The sequence below is a fragment of the Arthrobacter sp. TB 23 genome, from assembly GCF_000294595.1.
Classification (GTDB): Bacteria; Actinomycetota; Actinomycetes; order Actinomycetales; family Micrococcaceae; genus Arthrobacter_D.
Map to the genome: position 1 here is coordinate 1 of NZ_ALPM01000097.1, position 17,599 is coordinate 17,599.

Genomic DNA, 17,599 nt, shown 5'->3' on the forward strand with positions numbered 1-17,599 from the left:
GGACCTGCCGCTCGAGACGGCTCTGGCCGCAGCAGTGCACTGCTGGACCACCGGGGGCACCTTGATCGTCGTCGACCCGGGTGTCGAACTGACCGAGAAACTGCTGGCTAGCGAGCGCGTTACTGATCGCGTGGGAGGGTAGGGTCCCCCGACGGGCTGTCCAGCGAATCGACAATCCTGGGTCCCGCCGGAGCGCCGCTTGTCTCGCTCACTTGCCCATCAGTGCTTCTCTCGTCGGGGTGACCGAAGAGTTCACGGTCGTGGCTGAAGGCGGGGTCCTCGTCGAGTTCGACGTTGAACACCCAGAACCGGTAGGCGACGAAGCGCAGGATCGTGGCGAGCACCGTGCCGACGATCCCGGCAAAGAACAGGGTGGGTCGGTCAGTGATGTCGAGCGGATACTTGGCGATCCAGACACAGCCCGCCGCGATTCCCATCCCGATGACGTTGATGAACACGAACATGGTCAGTTCGCGCATCGGGTTGGCCTGCCTGCGGCGCCTGAAGGTCCAGTAACGGTTGGCGATCCAGGAGAAAACGGTAGCGACTGACGCGGAGACGAAACGCGCCTTGACCTCGCTGTCGGCCATGGGGCCGTGGATCAGGTACCAGAACAGTCCGTTGTCGATCACAAACGCCACACCGCCAACAGCACCAAACTTGGCGACCTCTCGCCAGAACAGGGAGGCTAGGCCCCTGATACGCTCTGCCACTCTGGAAAACATGACCCTCCGCGGTCCGGTTGCATGACTGGTTCACCTTGATCGCGGACATGCAATCGTGAATGAAGTACCACCATGCTCCATGCATAACGGCCAGTGAGTTATTTTAGCCGTCAAGCATGGGAGATTCCTAGAAACCCTCCCGGCGCAGGCTTCGCATACCAGCGCACCGCCGAGCAGTGGGTACCCTGAATACGTGACTTTCCCAGTAATAGGCGTAGTTGGCGGCGGCCAGTTAGCCCGAATGATGGCCCCCGCCGCTGTTCAGCTCGGCTTCACCCTCCGTGTCCTTGCCGAAGGCCCTGACGTCTCGGCGGTAGCCGCTGTCGCCTCCTCGACCATTGGTGACTACCGCAACCTCGACGATCTCCGGGACTTTGCCAGCGGTGTGGATGTGCTGACCTTCGACCACGAACACGTCCCCGGCGACCTGCTCAGGGCGCTGCAGTCCGACGGCGTCAACGTGCAACCGCAGCCCGAGGCCCTCGCCCACGCACAGGACAAAATTGTGATGCGCCGCGCCATCGACCGGATGGGGCTCCCGAATCCTGAGTGGGCTGAGGTCTCTTCGGTCGAGGAACTGTGCGCTTTCGGGGACCGGATTGGGTGGCCTGTGGTCCTGAAGACCCCCCGCGGTGGGTACGACGGTAAGGGCGTCATGGTGCTCGACACACCGGCCGACGCCGGCCGCGCCGCCGCGTGGTTCCAGGGCAGCCCGCTGCTCGCCGAAGCCAAGGTCGAGTTCAGCCGTGAGCTGTCGGCCCTGGTGGCCCGCACCCCGTCAGGGGCCTCCCGGGCCTGGCCGGTCGTTCACTCGATCCAGGTGGACGGGGTCTGCGATGAAGTAATCGCGCCCGCTGCCGACCTCCCCGCGGACCTTGCGGCGTCGATCGGTGCGGCCGCGCTCAGAATCGCCGATGAGTTGGGGGTGACCGGAGTAATGGCGGTCGAACTTTTCCAGACCCCGGGCACCGATACCGGCTTTATGGTGAATGAGCTGGCCATGCGCCCGCACAACTCCGGCCACTGGACCATGGACGGCTCAGTCACCGGACAATTCGAGCAGCATCTTCGCGCGGTCCTTGACCTGCCCCTGGGCGACACCCGAACGCTGGGTACCGTGACAGTGATGAAGAACTATCTCGGTGGCGACAACGTTGATCTCTTTAGCGCCTATCCCGCGGCCCTGGCGGCTGAACCAGCTGCGAAGATTCATTCCTACGGCAAGGATGTGAGGCCCGGCCGCAAGATCGGCCACGTCAATGCAGTGGCTCTGGCAGGCGAAAGCCTCGAAACCGTCCGGAACCGGGCGGAGCGAACTGCGGCTATTCTCCGGAATGGGCCCGCCAGTTCAAAGACCCGGAAGGAAAACGCGTGAATAATCCGTTGGTAGGGCTCGTCATGGGGTCGGATTCGGACTGGCCGGTCATGGAGGCGGCGGCGCAGGCCCTGACCGAATTCGGGGTCGCCTTCGAGGCCGACGTCGTCTCAGCCCACCGGATGCCCACCGAAATGATCGCGTACGGGCAACAGGCACAGGAACGGGGCCTGCGGGTCATCATCGCCGGCGCGGGCGGCGCCGCGCACCTGCCCGGAATGCTGGCCTCGGTGACCGTGCTGCCGGTGATTGGCGTGCCGGTACCGCTGAAGTACCTCGACGGAATGGATTCCCTCCTGTCGATCGTTCAGATGCCTGCCGGAGTGCCAGTTGCCGCCGTCTCAATTGGTGGTGCCCGCAACGCTGGGCTGCTCGCCGTGCGGATGCTTGCGGCCGGCGAGGACAGCCTGGCGCAACGCCTCCGGGGCGAGCTCGTCGATTTTGCGGCCGGCTTGCGGGAGACCGCCGTTCAAAAGGGTGCGGCCCTTCGGGCGCGAGCGACCCTGCCCGAGGAGAGCGGCGTATGAGCCAGGCTTCCGACCCGGAGGGGCAATGGTTGCTCACCGACCCGGTTCGCTACCCGGAGTCAGCGACACCCAGGGTCCGCACCAAACGCGCCTTCGTCCTGCTGTTGCTGACCCTGGTTCTTCCTGGCTCGGCGCAGATTGTCGCCGGCGATCGGGGCTTGGGCCGGCGGGCGCTTCTGGTGACCTTCGCGGTCTGGCTGGCGGTGTTGGCCGCTATCGTTATCGCGGTCACCAACCGGACGGCACTGGTGAGCGCGGTGACCCACCAGTGGTGGTCACTCGCCCTGATTATCGTGTTGCTGGTACTTGCCGTGTCCTGGGCCATTCTCTTCCTGAATACCCTGCGGATTATCAGGCCCCCTCTGCTGGAGCGATCCATGCGTCCGGTTGTCGCCGGATCATTGGTGGCACTGATGGTGGTTACCAGCGGATCCCTTGCCTACGGCGCGTATCTGCTCAATGTGAGCCGTGGCACCTTCGGCTCCATCTTTCAGGCCGGGCCCGCATTCGATCCGGTTGATGGGCGGTACAACTTCCTGCTGATGGGCGGCGACGCCGGTGAGGACCGGACCGGACGCCGGCCCGACAGCATTTCGGTGATCAGCGTCGATGCGTCTTCCGGGGCCACAGTGACCTTCAGCATCCCCCGCAACTTCCAGAATGCCCCGTTCACCGAGGATTCCCCCCTGTGGCAGATCTACCCGGACGGGTACAACTGCGGCGATGAATGCATTATTAACAGCCTTTACCCGATAGTCGCCCAGGACCATGCCGACCTCTACCCGGAGTCCGACGATCCGGGAGCGGAAGCGATGATGGATGCCGCCGGCGGCATCCTGGGGATCGAGGTACAGGCCTACATCCTGGTCGACATGGAAGGCTTCTCCCAGGTCATCGACGCCATGGGCGGAATCACCATCGACGCTGGCGGGTGGGTTCCGATCACCGCCGCAGAGATCCCCGGCACCAACCCGATCCGGCACTATCCGCCCTCCGGGTGGATTGCCCCCGGCGTGCAGACCCTCGATGGGTACCACGCGCTCTGGTACGCACGATCCCGGGAGTTCGTCACCGATTATCACCGCATCGCCCGCCAGCAGTGCGTCCAGCAGGCCATGATCGCCCAACTGGATCCGGCGACCGTCCTTACCCGGTTCGAGGATCTGGCCAGTGCCGGCGCTGACATCGTCGAAACCGACATCCCCCTGGACCAGTTGGGGAGCTTCGTCGACCTTGCCCTGAAAGCGAAGAACCACGAAACCCGTCGCCTGACTATCGGCCCACCCGACTTCGGCACGGCCGCAGACAACTTCGTCACCTATCCGGTGTTCGAGGAAATCCATCAGCGGGTGCAGCAGACCCTGGCGGAAACCACCGGGGCCGAACCGGCAGCAGACGCACCCGTCCCAGCTGAACTGCAGGCAGCCACAGCGGTGTCGGTCTTCAAACCGGCGGAACCAACCATCGTCCCCGCGCAGGTTACCGCACCGGAAATCACTGAAGAGTACCTGCAGCAGCTGGCCACCATCGGGGATGTTGCAACCCTCAGCACCCTGTTGGACAACAACGGGGAATGCAGTCCCGCCTAAGGAAACGAGTCAGCCATGTACCTGCTGGAGAACACGCTGCGGCCCTACGCCTGGGGCTCCGAGACGGCTATCGCTGAGCTGCTCGGCCGGGTCCCCTCGGGGGGTCCCGAAGCTGAACTCTGGGTGGGAGCCCACCCAGACTCACCCTCCCAGGTGGTGCTGGAGGACGGTACCCGCCAGCACCTGGACCAGTTGATCGCCTCCGACCCGGAGCGGGCGCTTGGCAACGAAGCCGTGCAGCGTTTCGGTGACCGGCTGCCATTCCTGCTGAAGGTCCTCGCCGCCGCGGCGCCGCTGTCCCTCCAGGTCCACCCGAGCAGCACCCAAGCTGCGGCCGGGTTTGCGGCTGAGAACGCTGCCGGCATACCCGCCGACGCTCCGCACCGCAATTACCGGGATGGGTTCCACAAACCCGAGATGATTTTCGCGCTCACCCCGTTTGAGGCTCTGTGCGGGTTCCGGCCCGTGTCCGAAGCCGCTGACGTGTTCGAGCGGTTGATCTCAGCTGTCGAGGCAACCGGGGCCAGCGCGCCCGCGCTACTCGCCGACGTCGTCAGCGACCTCAGGGGAGCGGATCAGCGGGAGGCCCTCCGTGGCGCCTTCACCCGTCTGCTGAGCGCGGCCGATGCAACCCAGGCCGCCGAGTCAGTCGCGACGGCGCTGGCATCGGTACCCGGCCGGGACGCCGCGACCGTGCGCGAACTCACCGACCATTATCCAGGCGACCCCGGCGTCCTCGTCGCCCTGCTGTTGAACCGGGTGTCGTTGGATCCCGGTCAGGCCATCTACCTTCCGGCGGGGAACGTCCACGCCTACCTCAGCGGCCTGGGGATTGAGGTGATGGCTGCCTCGGATAACGTGCTGCGGGGTGGGCTGACCCCGAAACACGTTGACGTTCCCGAGTTGCTGAAGACGGTGCGCTTCGAATCGGTCAGCGTGCCGGCCGTCGAGGTCCGGCACACGGGGCTTGGCCAGGAACTGTACTGCCCGCCGTTCGATGAATTTGCCCTGCAACGCCTTGAGCTCCGCGCCGGGTCGGATTCAATGGCTTCCGCTGATGTACCCCTGGCCCAGAACGGTCCGGTGTTGGTGCTGGCCGTCTCGGGCAGCATCGTCCTTGACTCCCCTCGCGGCGACCTGCTCGTGCCTCGCGGTTCCAGTGCCTTCGTCCCGGCCAACGAGGCTCCCGTCATGGTCAAGCTCGCCGCCGGTACCGGGCCCGACACCGATCAGGACGACGACGGCGCCCTCGCCTTCGCGGTGACTCTCGCCGGCTGAGCTCCACCACCTGGGACCTTGCACCGGCTCCGGGGCGCAGAAAAGCGGCCTCCCCGCATCTGAGTGGTCGGCCCACCACTTATCTGCAGCCCAGCCACTTATCTGCGGGCCGGAGTGCACCCCAGCCACTTTTCTGGGGTCCGGGGGCGGCCGGGCCTGCTGGGCAGGAGTGCAGCGCAGCCCCTTGCAGCCCGAGTCTCTAAGATAGATGGGTGACTGCTTCCCTCGTGGCGAAGGACCTCTCCGGAGGCCACGCCCACCGCACTCTTTTCTCCGGCCTGAATCTGACGGTGGCACCGGGTGACGTCGTCGGCGTCGTCGGCGCCAATGGTGCGGGCAAGTCGACGCTGCTCCGGCTCCTCGCCGGCGCCGACGACCCGCTCGGCGGCACCGTGACCACCACCCCCACTGATGCGTTTGTCGGATGGTTACCGCAGGAGCAGGAACGACTTCCGGGCGAGACCATCGGGGGCTACCTCGGTCGGCGGACGGGAACGACGGCGGCCACCGCGGCGATGGAAGCCGCCGCCGACGAACTGGCCTCCGGAACCCAGGCAGCCAATGACACTTATGGGGCCGTCCTCGACCATTGGATGGCGTGTGGGGCCACCGATCTCGCCGAGCGCGTCCCCCAGGTACTGGCTGAGCTTGGCCTGACGCTCGGACCTGACACCCCGATGACCGGTCTCTCAGGCGGGCAGGCTGCCCGGGTGGCGCTGGCGGCGCTGCTGCTCAGCCGCTTCGACATCGTGCTCCTCGACGAGCCCACCAATGACCTGGATCTGGCTGGCCTTGCGCGCCTGGAGGAGTTTGTACGGGGCCTGCGGGGCGGCGTTGTCCTGGTCTCGCACGACCGCGAGTTCCTGGCCCGCTGCATCACCACGGTGGTGGAACTTGACCTGGCCCAGGGCAGTGTTGCCGTCTACGACGGCGGGTACGACGCGTATCTTGAGGAACGCGCCGTCGCGAAACGTCATGCGCGGGAAGCCTACGAGGAGTTCGCCGACAAGAAGTCCGACCTTGTCTCCCGCGCCCGCACCCAGCGGGAGTGGAGTTCCCAGGGCGTCCGCAACGCGATGAAGAAGAGCCCGGACAATGACAAGATTCGCCGGCGCGCGAGCATGGAATCCTCGGAGAAGCAGGCGCAAAAGGTCCGGCAGATGGAATCGCGGATTTCCCGCCTCGACGAGGTGGCCGAACCGCGCAAGGAATGGCAGCTGCAGTTCAGCATCGGCTCCGCCCCGCGCTCCAGCTCGGTGGTGGCAACCCTCAACCGCGCGGTCGTCAGCCGCGGCGGGTTCACTCTAGGGCCGGTCACGCTGCAGGTCAATGCCGGGGACCGGATTGGGATTACCGGGCCGAACGGTGCGGGGAAATCCACCCTGCTGGCCCTGCTGCTGGGTCAGTTGGTGCCCGACGACGGCGGCGCCGGGCTGGGCGCGAGCGTCGCAGTGGGAGAGATTGATCAAGCCCGCGGCGTGTTTGCGGAGTCCGAACCGTTGGGTGATGCGTTTGAAGCGCTGGTCCCGAGCCTCAACCGGGCTGAGGTCCGCACCTTGCTGGCCAAGTTCGGGCTCAAGGCCGACCAGGTCAGCGGTACCGTGGGCAGCCTCTCCCCCGGGGAGCGCACCCGTGCTGCGCTGGCCCTCCTGCAGTCCCGCGGAGTGAACCTGCTGGTGCTTGACGAGCCCACCAACCATCTCGACCTGCCGGCCATTGAACAGCTGGAGGGAGCACTCGAGAACTACGATGGTGCGCTGCTCCTGGTCTCCCATGACCGCCGCCTGCTCGAGAATGTCAGGCTGGACTCCCGCTGGGCCGTGGCCGACGGTCAGGTCACCGCCAACTAGCCTAGGAGCGTCCGGGCAGCTTCGCCTTCAGCTTCGCTGCAGTGGCCTGAGCGAGGCGCACTCCGTCCCGGGCCAACGGCATTGCCCGGGAATACAGGGGGTAGAGGGGCGAGAGCGGCTTGTCCCAGGTTCCGGCCAGCTGGTTCTCGTGCTTGGCCCAGCCCATCTTGAACTTGGATACTCCGTCGTTGAGCAGCCCGTTGAAGTCGTAGCGCACCGCGCCGCGCTCCTTCATGGACTGGATTGCCAACCACTTCAGGGCATAGTTGGCGCGCAACTGTTCCCCCTCGGGAGTCATCCCCCCATAGAGTTCGAAGACCGTGTGATCGCTGGCGGACAGCCAGAGGAACGCGACGACGTCGTCGCCCTGGAAGGCGGCGATCACCGGCGACGCGCTGCCAAGGTTGTCGTAGATGTCCAGATAGTAGGGATCCTCGTGGATGCCGAACCCCGCCCGCTCGGCAGTCTGGCGATAGACGGCAAGGCACCGGGGCAACTCCGCGCGGGTCACCTCCCGGTACTCGAGGTCCTCCCGGCCGGACTTCCTGATGTACTGTCGGTGCTTTTTACTCATCCCGGCGAGCAGCTCATCCTCGCTGAGGGTGAGGTCGAGGATGAGGGTACGGCCGATCAGGATGGTGTTCGCGGTGCTGCGCCACCCGGCTGCCGGCAGTGCCATGGCGGGAGCCGCATCGGCATCCCAGTCGGGTTCGATGCTCAACGCCACTGGCCGGTGCGCCTGGCGGACATAGACTTCCAGCGCGCCCAGCACGTCGGCCTCGCGCCCCGGCACTGTCTGTGGCCCGCGCGGGCAGTACGCCAGGGACCTGAACGGCACGGGAAGCTTGCGGAGCAGCACCTGTGCGCAGCCCACCAGTACGCCGTCGTCCTGCATCAGCACCCGGTCAACGGTCCACCCGTGGGCGGCCTTGGTCTTGCCCCAGCCCCAGAGCTGCTGGGGGTGCCCCAGCAGCTCATTCACAGCGGAGTCCCACCGGGACTCGTCGACGCATTGCACAACAGTAAGGGTCATGCCCTCAACCCTAGCGCTGATCGAGAACCCGCCGGGCGTCCTACTTCAGACGCGCGTAGCTTTCCCACTTGTGGGCCTGGTGCTCGCCGTCGACCACGCGGATGGTTCCCGACTTGGACCGCATCACGATGGACTGGGTCAGGACTTTACCCTTGTTGTAACGGACACCGCGCACCAGATCGCCGTCGGTGATGCCGGTGGCAGCGAAGTAGCAGTTGTCACTGGTTACCAGGTCTGAGGTGGACATCACCCGATCAAGGTCGTGACCGGCGTCGATGGCCTTCTGTTTTTCCTCATCGCTGGTGGGCCACAACCGGCCCTGGATCACTCCGCCCAGCGATTTGATGGCGCAGGCAGCGACGATGCCCTCGGGGGTGCCGCCGATACCCATCAGGGCGTCGACGTCGGTGCCCTCACGGGCTGCCGCAATGGCTCCGGCCACGTCGCCGTCCATGATGAACTTGGTGCGCGCACCGGCGGCACGGATTTCGTCGACCAGGGGACGGTGGCGGTCGCGGTCCAGAATCATCACTGTCACCTGGTTGACCGACTTGCCCTTGGCTTTGGCGATCAGGTGCAGGTTCTGCTTGACGGGGAGGCGCAGATCAACCATGTCGGCGGCCTCCGGGCCAGTAACCAGCTTCTCCATGTAGAACACGGCGGAAGGGTCAAACATGGTGCCGCGCTCGGCGACCGCAAGCACCGCAATCGCATTGTTGATGCCGAGCGCGGTGAGGCGGGTGCCATCGATCGGGTCGACAGCGACGTCGCACTCGGGGCCGCTACCGTCCCCGACCCGCTCGCCGTTGAACAACATGGGGGCTTCGTCCTTCTCCCCCTCGCCGATGACCACGACGCCGTTGAAGTGGACCGTTGACAGGAGGGAGCGCATGGCGTCGACTGCTGCACCATCCGCTTTGAGCTTGTCGCCGTACCCAACCCAATGGCCACCGGCGATGGCCGCAGCTTCGGTCACACGGACCAGTTCCAGGGCGAGGTTGCGGTCCGGCTCGTCGTCGCCGACCGCCAGCGAGCGGGAGAGCGTTGAATACTGGGCTGATTTGGCGTTGTTGGACACGTCAATCCTCATCGTCGAAGCGGTGCTGTGCCATTGCTGGCGAAAGCTGCGGGACTTATCCCCTGCCGCAATCATAGTGGCCGCTGGTCTGCCTGCACTATGCGTGACGACGATACGAGACGGCGGGGCCCGAATAGGTGCGCACCCGCAAGTGGTGGAAAATAGATGTGTGAGCACCCCCCAGCCCGGATCGACAGAGCACCCCACCGACGGCGACGCGCGCCCCGACACTGGACCGCCAGTCACGCCGGTATTGACGCCGAAGCAGGCGAAGCGCGCCAACTCGACAGTCGTCGGCATGCTGATCGCAATTGCGGCGACCTTCGGTTTGGTGCTGCCGGTGTTGCTGTTCAATCCCACCCACACGGCCGAGACCTATGCCCGGGATATTGATGTACCGAACGTGTCGTCCGAGGCAGCGGATATTGCCGGCTATGTTCCACTGGCACCCGACCTGCCGGCAGGGTGGACCTCGAACTTCGCCCGCTGGAACACCGGCGGCAGCGACGGCGTCCCCTTCTGGGAGGTGGGCTACCTCACCCCCGAGCGGCAGTTCATCCAGCTCACCCAGACCGACAACGCCAACCCCACCTGGACGGCGCAGCGGCTCGACGGCGCCCAGGTGTCGGGCCAACGCACCATCGACACCCTCGACTGGGAACTGCTGGACAGTTCGTCGGGTGACACCTTCCTCACCGCAGAGACCGGTGAGTACACCCTGATTCTGAACGGTACCGCCGATCTCGCTGAATTCGACGTACTCGGCGCTGCAATCCTCGACGATCTAGCCGCGTCTTAGAGTCCAATCGTGGGCTGGAACCGGCGTAAGGTTGTGCCGTGGATAACGAACTGACCCCCGTTGATGCCTGGTCCCGCCTCCGTGACGGAAACCTGCGTTTTGTTTCGGGCAGCTCCTCGCACCCGAATCAGGACGCGCTGCATCGTGCCTCTTTGGTTGACACCCAGCACCCCTTTGCAGTCATCTTCGGCTGTTCGGATTCCCGGCTGGCCGCCGAGATCATTTTCGACCTCGGTCTCGGCGACATCTTCGTGGTGCGCACCGCGGGGCAGGTCATCGACGACGCGGTGCTGGGATCCCTGGAGTTCAGTGTGAGCGTGCTGAATGTTCCGCTGATCGTGGTCCTTGGGCATGACCGCTGCGGAGCCGTCTCGGCGACCATTGACGCAATCGACTCCGGGGAGATGCCCGCCGGTTTCCTGCGCGAACTGGTGGAACGGATCACTCCCTCCGTCCTCACGTCCCGACGCAACGGGGTTACGGACATCAACGCGACGGTCGTTGAGCACATCAAACAGACCTCCAAACGCATGGTCGATTCCTCGCGGGTCATCGCCGACGCCGTCGAGAACGACACCACAGCCGTGATAGGTGTCACCTACCGGCTTGAGGACGGCAAGGCTGAGATCGTTTCCGGATTTGGTGCCTTGTAGGATTTGGTGCCTTGTAGCCCCACCGGCGAGAATTGGCGCATGACTCAATCGCCTGGATCCGACGCCGAATTCCGTATTGAACACGACACGATGGGCGAGGTCCGGGTTCCGGTCAACGCGCTCTACCGCGCCCAGACCCAACGCGCGGTGGAAAACTTCCCCATCTCCGGCACCCGCCTCGAGCGCGCGCACATCGAAGCGCTGGCCCGCATCAAGAAGGCTGCGGCGACCGCCAACGCCGAGCTGGGAGTGCTCGACGACGAGCGCGCCCGTGCCATCGAGGCCGCAGCTGAAGAGGTGGCTCAGGGACTCTACGACGGCGACTTCCCCGTCGACATTTACCAGACTGGTTCCGGCACGTCGTCGAACATGAACATCAACGAGGTCATTGCCACCCTGGCGAGCCGCGCCCTTGCCGCCGCGGGCAGCGAAACCTCGGTGCACCCCAACGACCACGTCAACGCCTCACAGTCGTCCAACGATGTGTTCCCAACGTCCGTCCATGTGGCCGCGGCGTCGGCACTGACCAAGGACCTGGTCCCGGCACTGGAACACCTCGCAGCATCGCTGGAACGGAAAGCCGACGAGTTCAAGACCGTGGTCAAGTCCGGTCGCACCCACCTGATGGATGCGACGCCGGTAACCCTGGGCCAGGAGTTTGGCGGCTACGCCGCCCAGGTGCGGTACGGCGTCGAGCGCATCCAGGCTTCCCTCCCCCGGGTGGCCGAGGTACCGCTGGGTGGCACGGCCGTCGGCACCGGCATCAACACGCCGGCCGGTTTCCCTGCACGGGTCATCGAACTGCTGGCCAGCGACACCGGCCTCCCCCTCACCGAGGCACGCGATCACTTCGAGGCCCAGGCCAACCGTGACGGGCTCGTTGAGGTCTCGGGGATGCTGCGTACCATCGCCGTGTCACTGACCAAGATCAATAACGACCTGCGCTGGCTGGGATCGGGGCCCAACACCGGCCTCGGCGAGATCGCGCTGCCCGACCTGCAGCCGGGATCGTCAATTATGCCCGGCAAGGTCAACCCGGTGATCTGTGAGGCAGTCATCATGGTGTGCGCCCAGGTGATGGGCAATGACGCAACGGTGGCCATCTCCGGCACCAACGGAGCGTTCGAGCTCAACGTCGGCATCCCGGTCATCGCCCGCAACGTGCTGGAATCGGTGCGGCTGCTGAGCACCTCCACCCGTGTGATGGCCGACAAGATGATCGACGGCATCACCGCCAATGAGGAGCGGGCTCGATTCCTGGCCGAGGCATCGCCGTCGATCGTGACCCCGCTGAACAAATACATCGGCTACGAGAACGCAGCCAAGATCGCCAAGAAGGCCGTCGCCGAGGGCCTCACGGTCCGGGAGGCCGTCGTCGCCCTCGGGTTTGTGGAACGCGGGGAGCTCACCGAGCAGCAGCTCGACGACTCCCTCGACGTGCTCTCCATGACCCGCCCTCCGCAGTAGCCCAGCACCACCCCCGAACGCCAGAAACTGCCCTGAGGGTCAGGTTCGCCGATTGCAGTCGGCGGATCTAACCCTTAGGGCAGTTTCTGTTGCGCCGGTTGGCCGCCCTAGCGTATGAAGTGGGGGACGCCGTCGGCGGTCAGTGCCGCCTCGACGAGCTGACGGTGGCGTTCGTTCAGTTCCGGGAGCTGATCGAGGGGAAACCAGCCGACGTCGGTGGACTCGTCGTCGTTCACCAGGGCCTCTCCCGACACGTACCGGCAGCTGAAATCGGTGGTCAGGAAGGTGCAGATGTCCCCGTTGGGGAAGGTCACGGGCCCCACCACCTCCACCCGGATCAGGTGCTCCACCCGGGCTCGCACGCCGGTCTCTTCGAAGATCTCCCGGACGATGCCGGCCGCCGGTTCCTCACCTGGCTCAAGCATCCCGGTGATGACCGTCCACTGTCCGTTGTCGGAACGCTTCCCGAGCAGCACCCGCCCGTCGTCGTCGAACACCACGCCGCCGACGCCGGGCAGCCAGAGGGGCTCATGCCCGACCTTCTCGCGGAGGGACAGGACATAGTCAGGGGTAGGCATGAGATCAGCCTAGCGAGGGGACGGCCAGGACCAACGCAGCTCCGGCAATCATGAACGGCCCGAACGGGATTGCCGACTTGAGTGTGCCCCGGCGGCTGACGATCAGGACCAGCCCCCAGAGCGCTCCGAGCCCAAACGCTGCGAAGGTCGCCCACAGCAGTTGGCCCCAGCCCACAAAACCCAGGTAGAGCCCCAGCCAACCGGAGAGCTTCACGTCCCCGAATCCCATTCCCGCCGGGTACACCACGCGCAACAGGAAGTACGCCAGCCAGAGCACGGCGGCCCCGCCAACCATGGTGAGCGTCCGCCCTGCGTCGCTGGCCAGCAGGGCCGCGGACCCGAGCAACACACCAGTGAGGGGGTAAGCCGGAAAGACAATCCGGTTTGGCAGCAGATGGCTACGGAAATCGACAACGCTGAGCCGGACTCCGACCACGCCAAAAACAACCAGCCCCAGTCCAAGGAGGAGCCCGGCAACGGGTCGGTCCTGGAAGTACCCGGCAAGGATGTCGGTCATGGGATCCAAGCTACTGGACCCCTGCGAACCGGCCAATGGCGGCGGTTAGACTGTGGACATGTCAGCAACTCACAGTGAAACACCAGCAGCCACCTTCCGGTCGCTCTGCAGGTCATCCCCCTGGAAGTGGGAGACCCTGCGCTTCACTGTGGCGTGGCGACTACCCGAGGGAGAGACCCGGCCACTCAAGGCCTGGCTGCGTCGGCCGGCGGCGCTCCGGGTTGAGGACAACGACGGCGTCCTCCTCCACAGCACCACTGGCACTGCCGGCTCACGGGACGCCCTCTACGTCAGCGCCACCAGGAAATCCTGGCTCCTTGCCCCGCGGCTGATCACCCCCGTCTACAACGACGCCGGCTTCGTGCTGCGCCGCCCGGACGCCGCGTACGGTGAACCCGCCTTCGGCGATCCGCGGTGGGCCGCGATGCTGGACCCGGTCGAATTTGCTGGGGACGCGCCGGTGGCCTTCGAGTCCCCCTTCGCCAACCGGGTGGAGCTGGAGAACATCGTCGAAGAGGAGTTTGAGGGCCGGCCAGTCCTCAGCGCCGTTGCCACCCCCAACCTCACCTACAAACCCCACACTGACGGCTACCCGCTGATCGGTCGTGGTCGAACCAAGGTGAAAGTTGACCTCGGAACAGGAATCTGTGTGTCGACCCTCGCCCTGGACGGGGCGTTCGCTGGGGGTGGGCACTGGCTGCGGATCCTCGGTGTGGACGAGTACATGGTTGATGATCTCTTCGTTGACTCCGATAACCAGCTCACCGATGTCAGCGCCCACATCCCATGGAACGTGTCCTGACCGGCTGCTGCCTGACGCCTGCCCCCAGCGGGAACTGACTAGATTTCGGCGCCCTCAAGCAACTCGGTGACGAGAGCCGCGATCGGCGAGCGCTCGGACCTGGTCAGGGTGATGTGGCCGAACAGCGGGTGACCTTTGAGGGTTTCCACCACTGCTGCGATCCCGTCATGGCGCCCCACCCGCAGATTGTCACGCTGCGCGACGTCGTGAGTCAGGACAATGCGCGAGTTCTGCCCAATCCTGCTCATCACCGTCAGCAGCACGTTCTTTTCCAGCGACTGGGCTTCGTCGACGATGACGAACGAATCGTGAAGACTTCGCCCTCGAATATGGGTTAGCGGAAGCACCTCAAGCATTCCGCGATCCATCACTTCCTCCACCACCTCCTGCGACACCAGCGCGCCCAGCGTATCGAAGACCGCCTGCGCCCACGGGTTCATCTTTTCGCTCTCGCTGCCGGGCAGATAGCCCAGTTCCTGGCCGCCGACGGCGTACAACGGCCTGAACACCACCACCTTGCGGTGTTCGCGGCGTTCCAGGACCGCCTCCAACCCGGCGCACAGGGCCAGAGCCGATTTGCCGGTGCCGGCTCGCCCGCCCATCGAAACAATCCCCACCTCGGGATCCATCAGGAGGTCGATGGCCAACCGTTGTTCGGCGGACCGCCCATGGAGTCCAAACACATCACGATCACCACGCACCAGTCGCACCTGTTTGTCCGCCCCCACCCTGCCCAGCGCCGACCCCCTGACCGAGTGCATGACCAGACCGGTGTTGGCAGGCATTTCAGCGGCTTCGGGAAGGAACACGGGCTGATGGTCGTAGAGCGTGTTGACGTCAGCTTCAGCGACGTCCAGCTCAGCTACCCCGGTCCAGCCCGAGTCCTTCACCAACTCATTGCGGTACTCGTCCGCTTTCAGACCCATCGCCGATGCCTTGACACGCATCGGCAGGTCCTTCGACACCACTGTGACGTTCCTGCCCTCATCGGAGAGGTTCTTCGCCACCGCGAGGATCCGCGAGTCGTTGTCCCCGCTCCTGAATCCTGCTGGTAACACCTCCGGCGAGATGTGGTTCAGCTCCACCCGCAGCGTTCCGCCCTCTTCCCCGAGAGGGATCGCCTGGTTGAGGCCGTGATGCTGGACGCGCAGATCATCAAGCAACCGCAACGCCTTGCGCGCAAAATAGCCAAGCTCGGGGTCGTTACGCTTGGCCTCCAGTTCGCTGATCACCACGATCGGCAGGATCACCTCATGTTCGGCGAACCGCATAATGGCGCGCGGGTCCGAGAGCAGCACCGACGTGTCGACGACGTAGCTTCGGCTACCAAGGCTTTCAACAGACGAAAGGCCCGCCTCAGCAAGGATCAATTCTTCATCCGTGCTACTGCGAGCCTTGGTGGCGTGTGCTGGGGGGAGGGTCTGGCCTGAATCGAATGAACTCTGTGTTGGGTCAGATATGGCCACGTGGACTCCACTCCGGGGCGTGCAATCCCCGACTTGTTAAGGGGTGGGTGAGACAGTGAGGCCGCGAGGCCTGGCACGGCCTCCCCTGACGTCGCGCTGTGCTGGTGAGCACTGTTCGCTGCATCGGTAGCCTCCCGATCAGAAGGCCCTGGTGCCTCCTGATGGTGTCGAGAATACGCCCGGCATCGGGCCCACGAGAGTTTGGCGCGGCGTGTCGAAGAATAATTCGCGGTGAACTTCCGCTTGAATCGTCAGCCGCCGAATCGCCGCTGGCGCCGCCCATAATCCCGGAGCGCACGCAGGAAATCCACCCGGCGGAAGTCGGGCCAGAGCGCTTCGCAGAAGTAGAACTCGCTGTAGGCGCTCTGCCACATCAGAAACCCTGACAACCGCTGCTCTCCCGAGGTCCTAATCACCAGGTCGGGGTCAGGTTGTCCGCGGGTGTACAGGAAAGAGGAAATTTGCTGGTCGGTGAGACCGGTGGCAACGTCTTCCAACGACTGCCCCTGCGCTGCCGAGGCGAGCAGTAGTTCTTTGACGGCGTCGACAATTTCCCGGCGTCCCCCATAGCCCACCGCGACATTCACGTGCAGACCGTCAATTTCCCTGGTCTGTGTGGCCAGCGAGCACAACTTGTCCGAGAGGTTGTCGGGCAGCAGTTCAAGCGCCCCCACGGGTTGCACCCGTACCCGGTTGCCCTCCCCCAGCCGATCGAGGGTATTGGCGATGATGTCCAATAGCTGCGCTATCTCCTCGGGGGAACGGCTCATGTTGTCGGTGGAAAGCATGTAAAGCGTCACCACCTCGACGCCAAGCTCCTCGCACCAGCCCAGAAACTCGTGGATCTTGTCGGCACCGGCCTGATGTCCATCCCGGGTCGGAGCGCCCGCCAACTTGGCCCACCGCCGGTTGCCGTCGACCATTACACCGATGTGATGCGGAATCCTTTCGGGATCCAGCGACCGCTGGAGCTTGCGTTCGTAAAAGTTATAGGCGAATCCTGGAAACTTCACTGGGTGGTTCACCTATCCTTCTTCCGTTGGTCGCCAATCTGATGCTCTACTCCTAAGGTACCGCCACGGACCAGCTCCACCGATAACAGCCTCGGGGTGGTTTACGAGATCCCTCACCGCAGCCTGGTTACCGTCGAGTAACATAGCGAGTCGACAGCTAGGATTATGCAATGACCTCGAGCTTCCCAGGCACCCTCAAACCGAAGTTGCGCGGCTGGCTGCATGCGGGGGCCACCCCCCTGGCACTGGCCGCCGGCATCGTGCTCGTTGCCATCGCCCCGACGGCGGGCGGCAAGATCACGTCAGCCATCTATGCTCTGACCGGGGTGCTGCTCTTCGGCGTCAGCGCCGTCTATCACACCGGCACCTGGACCGACCGAACCAGGGTGGTCCTGAAGCGGCTTGACCACACGAACATCATGCTGGTGATCGCCGGCAGTTACACCCCGCTGGCCTGGGCCTTACTGGAGCCCGACAAGGCCGCTGTCCTGCTGTGGGTGATCTGGTCCGGCGCCATTGCTGGGGTCCTGTTTCGGGTGCTCTGGGTGAACGCACCACGCTGGCTCTATGTGCCCGTCTATGTGGCGCTGGGACTGGGCGCCCTCTTCTACCTGCCGGATTTCCTGGCCGCGAGCGTTCCTGCGACAGTACTCATCATCATTGGCGGCGCCCTATATATTGCCGGCGCGGTCTTTTATGCGCTCAAGCGCCCCAACTTCAGTGTCAGATGGTTTGGTTTTCATGAACTGTTTCATGCCTTCACCATTGCCGCCTTCACCGTTCATTTCATCGCGATCGTCATCGCAGTCCTGAATCCACTCCAGGGGCCTTGACCGGTTTATCCGGCCG

17 protein-coding genes are annotated in these 17,599 nt (G+C 64.7%); 10 read left to right on the forward strand and 7 right to left on the reverse strand.

Annotation, left to right across the window (positions count from 1 at the left end; genetic code table 11):
* Positions 1-119: 119 nt before the first annotated feature.
* Positions 120-725, reverse strand: a complete 606-nt coding sequence (locus tag B384_RS18955; protein WP_019483643.1) for a GtrA family protein — start codon at positions 723-725, stop codon at positions 120-122.
* A gap of 193 nt (positions 726-918) precedes the next feature.
* Here B384_RS18955 and B384_RS18960 point away from each other — a divergent pair, with 193 nt between their 5' ends.
* The 5 genes from B384_RS18960 (at position 919) to B384_RS0113585 (ending at position 7,344) form a co-directional block, all read left to right on the forward strand.
* Complete coding sequence (locus B384_RS18960; RefSeq protein ID WP_083850947.1) at positions 919-2,100, forward strand: 5-(carboxyamino)imidazole ribonucleotide synthase; 1,182 nt, start codon at positions 919-921, stop codon at positions 2,098-2,100.
* A 23-nt stretch (positions 2,101-2,123) separates the two neighbouring features.
* Complete coding sequence (gene purE, locus B384_RS0113570) at positions 2,124-2,627, forward strand: 5-(carboxyamino)imidazole ribonucleotide mutase (protein ID WP_019483645.1); 504 nt, start codon at positions 2,124-2,126, stop codon at positions 2,625-2,627.
* Positions 2,624-4,216 carry an LCP family protein gene (locus B384_RS0113575; protein ID WP_019483646.1) on the forward strand — a complete coding sequence of 531 codons (1,593 nt, stop codon included), beginning with the start codon at positions 2,624-2,626 and terminating at the stop codon, positions 4,214-4,216. Before purE ends, B384_RS0113575 begins: the two co-directional genes overlap by 4 nt.
* Positions 4,217-4,231: 15 nt before the next feature.
* The gene (manA, locus tag B384_RS0113580) at positions 4,232-5,494 is read left to right on the forward strand and encodes a mannose-6-phosphate isomerase, class I (RefSeq protein WP_019483647.1); all 1,263 of its coding nucleotides are present in this window, start codon (positions 4,232-4,234) and stop codon (positions 5,492-5,494) included.
* A gap of 212 nt (positions 5,495-5,706) precedes the next feature.
* Positions 5,707-7,344 (forward strand): ABC-F family ATP-binding cassette domain-containing protein, encoded by a 1,638-nt coding sequence (locus B384_RS0113585; protein ID WP_019483648.1) that lies wholly within the window; start codon positions 5,707-5,709, stop codon positions 7,342-7,344.
* A 1-nt stretch (position 7,345) separates the two neighbouring features.
* Here B384_RS0113585 and B384_RS0113590 read toward each other — a convergent pair whose 3' ends face one another.
* A complete protein-coding gene (locus B384_RS0113590; RefSeq protein ID WP_019483649.1) occupies positions 7,346-8,377 on the reverse strand; it encodes a lipid II:glycine glycyltransferase FemX in 1,032 nt (343 codons plus the stop codon).
* Positions 8,378-8,417: 40 nt separating this feature from the next.
* Positions 8,418-9,467: a class II fructose-bisphosphatase gene (glpX, locus tag B384_RS0113595; protein WP_035747578.1), complete on the reverse strand. Its 1,050-nt coding sequence runs from the start codon at positions 9,465-9,467 to the stop codon at positions 8,418-8,420.
* A gap of 157 nt (positions 9,468-9,624) precedes the next feature.
* Here glpX and B384_RS20660 point away from each other — a divergent pair, with 157 nt between their 5' ends.
* Genes B384_RS20660 through B384_RS0113610 form a run of 3 tightly spaced genes read left to right on the forward strand, consistent with a single transcriptional unit; the run spans position 9,625 to position 12,374 of the window.
* Positions 9,625-10,254: a DUF4245 domain-containing protein gene (locus B384_RS20660; RefSeq protein ID WP_019483651.1), complete on the forward strand. Its 630-nt coding sequence runs from the start codon at positions 9,625-9,627 to the stop codon at positions 10,252-10,254.
* A 38-nt stretch (positions 10,255-10,292) separates the two neighbouring features.
* Positions 10,293-10,907 carry a carbonic anhydrase gene (locus B384_RS0113605; protein ID WP_019483652.1) on the forward strand — a complete coding sequence of 205 codons (615 nt, stop codon included), beginning with the start codon at positions 10,293-10,295 and terminating at the stop codon, positions 10,905-10,907.
* Between the two features lie 39 nt (positions 10,908-10,946).
* A complete protein-coding gene (locus tag B384_RS0113610; RefSeq protein WP_019483653.1) occupies positions 10,947-12,374 on the forward strand; it encodes a class II fumarate hydratase in 1,428 nt (475 codons plus the stop codon).
* Positions 12,375-12,481: 107 nt separating this feature from the next.
* Here B384_RS0113610 and B384_RS0113615 read toward each other — a convergent pair whose 3' ends face one another.
* Positions 12,482-12,952: an NUDIX hydrolase gene (locus B384_RS0113615; RefSeq protein WP_019483654.1), complete on the reverse strand. Its 471-nt coding sequence runs from the start codon at positions 12,950-12,952 to the stop codon at positions 12,482-12,484.
* Positions 12,953-12,956: 4 nt separating this feature from the next.
* Entirely contained in the window at positions 12,957-13,469 is a 513-nt protein-coding gene (locus tag B384_RS0113620) for a prepilin peptidase (RefSeq protein ID WP_019483655.1), read from the reverse strand.
* Positions 13,470-13,527: 58 nt separating this feature from the next.
* On the opposite strand from B384_RS0113620, the gene B384_RS0113625 reads away from it, so the two are divergent.
* Complete coding sequence (locus tag B384_RS0113625; protein WP_019483656.1) at positions 13,528-14,271, forward strand: hypothetical protein; 744 nt, start codon at positions 13,528-13,530, stop codon at positions 14,269-14,271.
* Between the two features lie 38 nt (positions 14,272-14,309).
* Here B384_RS0113625 and B384_RS0113630 read toward each other — a convergent pair whose 3' ends face one another.
* Both B384_RS0113630 and B384_RS0113635 read right to left on the reverse strand, forming a co-directional pair.
* Entirely contained in the window at positions 14,310-15,641 is a 1,332-nt protein-coding gene (locus tag B384_RS0113630; RefSeq protein WP_019483657.1) for a PhoH family protein, read from the reverse strand.
* A 347-nt stretch (positions 15,642-15,988) separates the two neighbouring features.
* Positions 15,989-16,750 (reverse strand): isoprenyl transferase, encoded by a 762-nt coding sequence (locus B384_RS0113635; RefSeq protein WP_156809108.1) that lies wholly within the window; start codon positions 16,748-16,750, stop codon positions 15,989-15,991.
* Positions 16,751-16,920: 170 nt separating this feature from the next.
* Here B384_RS0113635 and trhA point away from each other — a divergent pair, with 170 nt between their 5' ends.
* Positions 16,921-17,583 carry a PAQR family membrane homeostasis protein TrhA gene (trhA, locus tag B384_RS0113640; RefSeq protein WP_019483659.1) on the forward strand — a complete coding sequence of 221 codons (663 nt, stop codon included), beginning with the start codon at positions 16,921-16,923 and terminating at the stop codon, positions 17,581-17,583.
* Positions 17,584-17,599: the final 16 nt, after the last annotated feature.